This window comes from Bartonella sp. AP40SXNS, from assembly GCF_042195825.1.
Classification (GTDB): domain Bacteria; phylum Pseudomonadota; class Alphaproteobacteria; order Rhizobiales; family Rhizobiaceae; genus Bartonella.
Genome location: NZ_JBHIPB010000037.1, coordinates 1 through 3,874, shown reverse-complemented (window position 1 = coordinate 3,874; position 3,874 = coordinate 1). Strand labels below are relative to the sequence as shown.

Here is a 3,874-nt window from a genome sequence, read left to right as displayed (position 1 = left end):
AACCAAACGGACGTATATCACGTGCAAAAGCACCGCGTGAAGCCGTTGATAAATTGGCAATAGAAATGCGTGCAAAGCGCTTCGGTTTAACGCTACAAGAGGCAAAAAATCCACTTTCTGGTACCTATATCGGGCGGCTTTGTTTGCAAGGCGTGATTACTCAAGAGCAATATGATGCCGCGCAACAGTACCTACAGATAAGAAATAATTACCTTTGCGCAAAAGGCTTGCCTAATGCGATTTATGACGAAATGCCATCATCATCTGATGATAAGGCAAGAGACAAATGGGTATCGTTTGCAACAGAGCAGTTTATAAACACGCAAGAGGCACTAAAAGAAGCACAATGCCTTTATAGACAGTATAATCTTCACGCTGCGCTACAGTATCTCGTTATAGAAGATCAAATGCTACCACACCTTGTGAATTCACTGCGCGTTGCTCTTAATGCGCTTCATAAGTATTTAATCGCTAGTTTAAAAAATTTTTAAATATCGCTTCCATTTTTCAAAAGAGCCATATCTTACTGGGGGTCTTATATCTTCTTTGGGCATCATTTCTCTATATACACTTATAGCAATAGAGCACATATTCACTGTATTTTGTAAACGAACGCTTTCATGTCCTAGTATCATATGCTCTGTACGAATAGTTTGTTCTTTTCTGCTAATGCCATTTGGAGAATTCAAAAATTTTTCTGCGTATTCAAACATTGGATCATTAAAATGTGTTTCAAATTTTGCTTTAAATAAAATAGTTTCTATAGTATCCCAGTCATTAAAAATACTACCGTATTTCTTAAGTTTTGTTTGCAAGTCGTTAAATGTAACTGTGGGCATACTTTTATCACCTTGTAATAAATCAGCAAAACGACCACAAAAAACAAGCACTATGTGATAATGTTTTAAAATATTAAATTCCGGAGGATTGCTAGGTAGTGTTATTAAATGCTTCCAAAATGGACTTTTATCATTGGGGATGTCTACAGTACTTCCCATAAATGTTTTTAAATACTCCACCGATTCTTTTGCCTTTGCTAATTTTTGATGATATTCTGAGTTTTGATAATTTTCACTTACATATTTTTCGTAAAGTTTATCGTATTGTTCTAAACTATCTACACTAGTGTATCTTGATAACACTGATATCGAAAAGAAAGCTATAAATATTACTATGAGCGTTATGGATAGTGACTTCATTATTTAATCCTTAAATTATAATAATTAACACTACCTAACCGATTCCCTTTGAAATTATCAATATGTGTTATTTTTATGTTGACAAAGTGTAGCAAATCGTATTTAATGACCTTACTGTACTTAGGCGTATTGTGTCTAGAGAGGGAAATGTACAGTTTGAAATCCCCGCAAATGCGGGGTTTTTTATTATCTGGAGGGTGTATTTTATGACATCACAAAATACAGAACAGATTTCTCAAACAAAGAAAAAATATAAACCCCCTAAGGCAGGAATGGGGCGTGTCAAAGGTGTACCGAATAAGAATACACGCCTTTTGAAAGAGGCTATTCTTAAAGCTGCTGAATTGGCAGGCAATAAGTATGGGAAAGAGGGGCTAATCTCTTACCTCGAAAAGCAGGCAATAAGATGCCCTGCGGCTTATTTAGCGTTGCTTGGGAAGATCTTGCCTTTGCAAGTGACGGGGGAAGATGGGGGCGCGATTAAGATCATAGGGCGTGTAGAAATTGCTCCTTTAACAATGAATGACGACAAGACAGATTAAGATTGTACCAAAACTCATTCCTATTTTTACAGGAGACGCTTTGGTACGAGCAGCTTGGGGTGGACGAGGGTCTGGAAAGACAAGATCATTTGCATTGATGGCTGCTTTAAAAGGCTATCAATTTGGTAGGAGAGGGATATCGGGGACTATTCTTTGTGCACGTCAGTTTCAGAATTCTTTGGCAGAAAGTTCATTGGAGGAGATTAAGCGCGCCATTGAAGCGCACGACTTTTTAAAGGACTATTACAAGGTTGGGGAGTCGTCGATTAAATCGATAGATGGTCGCGTAGCCTTTCAGTTTTCTGGTCTGGACCGTAATATTGCGAGCATTAAATCGATGGGGCGCATTTTGCTTTGTTGGGTTGATGAAGCAGAGCCGGTAACAGAGACGGCTTGGCAAACGCTTATACCGACTTTGCGAGAAGAAGGAGAGGGATGGCGGGCAGAATTATGGGTGACATGGAACCCGTTGCGAGAGAATGCCCCCGTTGAGAAGCGGTTTCGCTTTTCAGACAATGAAGCCATTAAGCGTGTAGAGATCAATTGGTCAGATAATCCGAAGTTTCCTAAGATCTTGAATGAAGCGCGGCTTGATGATCTGAGAAACCGTCCCGAGACCTATAAGCATATCTGGGAAGGGGCTTATCTTACAGCGGTTCAAGGCGCTTATTATCAAAAGGAAATGTTGGCAGCCGAGCAAGAGGGGCGGATAGGGCGTGTTGCTCGTGATCCTTTAATGCAGATACGCGCCTTTTGGGATATTGGGGGGACAGGCGCCAAGGCAGATGCCACGGCGATATGGATAGCACAATTTGTTGGTAGAGAGATCAGAGTGCTTGATTATTACGAAGCACAGGGACAGCCTTTATCCGAACATATCGGTTGGTTGCGTCAAAATGGTTATGAGAAGGCATTGATGGTTCTCCCCCATGACGGTGCGACCAGAGACCGTGTGCACAATGTGAGTTTTGAGAGCGCTCTTAAACAGGCAGGCTTTCAAACAAAAGTTATCCCTAATCAGGGAGCAGGGGCTGTTAAGATACGTATAGAAACAGTCCGCCGTGTTTTGCCTTCTGTTTGGTTTAATGAGAAGACGACAGTAGCAGGACGTAAGGCACTGAACTGGTATCACGAGAAATGGGATGAGAAGCGTAATATTGGCTTGGGAGCAGAGCATGATTGGTCCAGTCATGGGGCAGATGCCTTTGGACTGATGTGTATTTCATACAAACCACCAAAAGAAATACAAAAGCGACCAGCTTATAGCGGCAGAATGGAATATGAGAGTACCTCATGGATGGCAGAATGATGCATGATGATGAACGTTTAGAAAAAGACAGCAATGTATCTGATCTCTCTCATGAAGGTTTGTTTCGTAAGCTTGTGAGCTGGTACAAAGAAGATGTGGAGCATGTGAACAAATGGCGTGAACATGCGCGGGAGGATTTTGGTTTTTACAATGGTGATCAATGGAATGAAGAAGATTTATCGGCGTTAAAAAAGCAACGCCGCCCCGTTATGACTTTTAATCGTATTGCTCCGCTTGTGAATGCTGTTGTGGGTTCAGAACGCAACAATAAGCGAGAAGTGCAATTCATTCCTCGTCAAATAGGGAAGGCATTGCCAAGTGAATTGCTTACAGGAGCAGCAGAATGGTTTCGCGACATGGCACATGCTGAATATGCAGATAGTGATGCTTTCCAAGATGCTGTCATTTGTGGAATGGGGTGGACTGATACCCGCCTTGATTATGAGAACAGCCTCGATGGTGAACCGGTCATTACGCGTTTAGATCCTTTAAAAATGGTCTGGGATAGTGCGGCAGTGCAACCGAATTTAACCGATGCACAACGTTTGTGGTATGTAGACCGCAAGCCGTTAGAAGTAGCTAAGCAGATGTTTCCCAAATCTCATTGGACAGAGCTGAGTGCAGATTGGGCAAGGGATGGGAGCTCTCATGAAGGTGTTCACCATAATGATCTTGATTATTACAGTGATGAAGGGAGCATTGATGTTGAAAACGGTCGTCGGATGGTCACGCTTGTTGAAGGACATTATAAACAAAAATACAATAAAGTCAATAGTTTGTTTGTAATTATTTTATATGAATCCACTCAAGAATCCACACTTTTA

The 3,874-nt window shown here is 41.3% G+C and carries 5 protein-coding genes; 4 read left to right on the top strand and 1 reads right to left on the bottom strand.

Annotated elements, in window-relative coordinates:
- Positions 1-491, top strand: a 491-nt coding sequence (locus ACFILZ_RS09325) for a hypothetical protein (protein ID WP_375610991.1), incomplete at its 5' end; no start/stop codon positions are given.
- On the opposite strand, the gene ACFILZ_RS09320 is transcribed toward ACFILZ_RS09325, so the two are convergent.
- A complete protein-coding gene (locus ACFILZ_RS09320) occupies positions 477-1,199 on the bottom strand; it encodes a hypothetical protein (RefSeq protein WP_375610990.1) in 723 nt (240 codons plus the stop codon). The genes ACFILZ_RS09325 and ACFILZ_RS09320 overlap by 15 nt on opposite strands.
- A gap of 206 nt (positions 1,200-1,405) precedes the next feature.
- On the opposite strand from ACFILZ_RS09320, the gene ACFILZ_RS09315 reads away from it, so the two are divergent.
- From ACFILZ_RS09315 to ACFILZ_RS09305, 3 genes are all read left to right on the top strand, one after another.
- Complete coding sequence (locus tag ACFILZ_RS09315; RefSeq protein ID WP_375610989.1) at positions 1,406-1,741, top strand: hypothetical protein; 336 nt, start codon at positions 1,406-1,408, stop codon at positions 1,739-1,741.
- Complete coding sequence (locus tag ACFILZ_RS09310; protein WP_375610988.1) at positions 1,722-3,050, top strand: PBSX family phage terminase large subunit; 1,329 nt, start codon at positions 1,722-1,724, stop codon at positions 3,048-3,050. Before ACFILZ_RS09315 ends, ACFILZ_RS09310 begins: the two co-directional genes overlap by 20 nt.
- The coding region (locus ACFILZ_RS09305; RefSeq protein WP_375610987.1) for a portal protein at positions 3,035-3,874 on the top strand (840 nt) is incomplete at its 3' end. The genes ACFILZ_RS09310 and ACFILZ_RS09305, both read left to right, overlap by 16 nt.

Coding starts and splice junctions, on each gene's coding strand:
- ACFILZ_RS09315 (WP_375610989.1), top strand. CDS start 1,406: ATGACATCACAAAATACAGAACAGATTTCTCAAACAAAGAAAAAATAT.
- ACFILZ_RS09310 (WP_375610988.1), top strand. CDS start 1,722: ATGACGACAAGACAGATTAAGATTGTACCAAAACTCATTCCTATTTTT.
- ACFILZ_RS09320 (WP_375610990.1), bottom strand. CDS start 1,199: ATGAAGTCACTATCCATAACGCTCATAGTAATATTTATAGCTTTCTTT.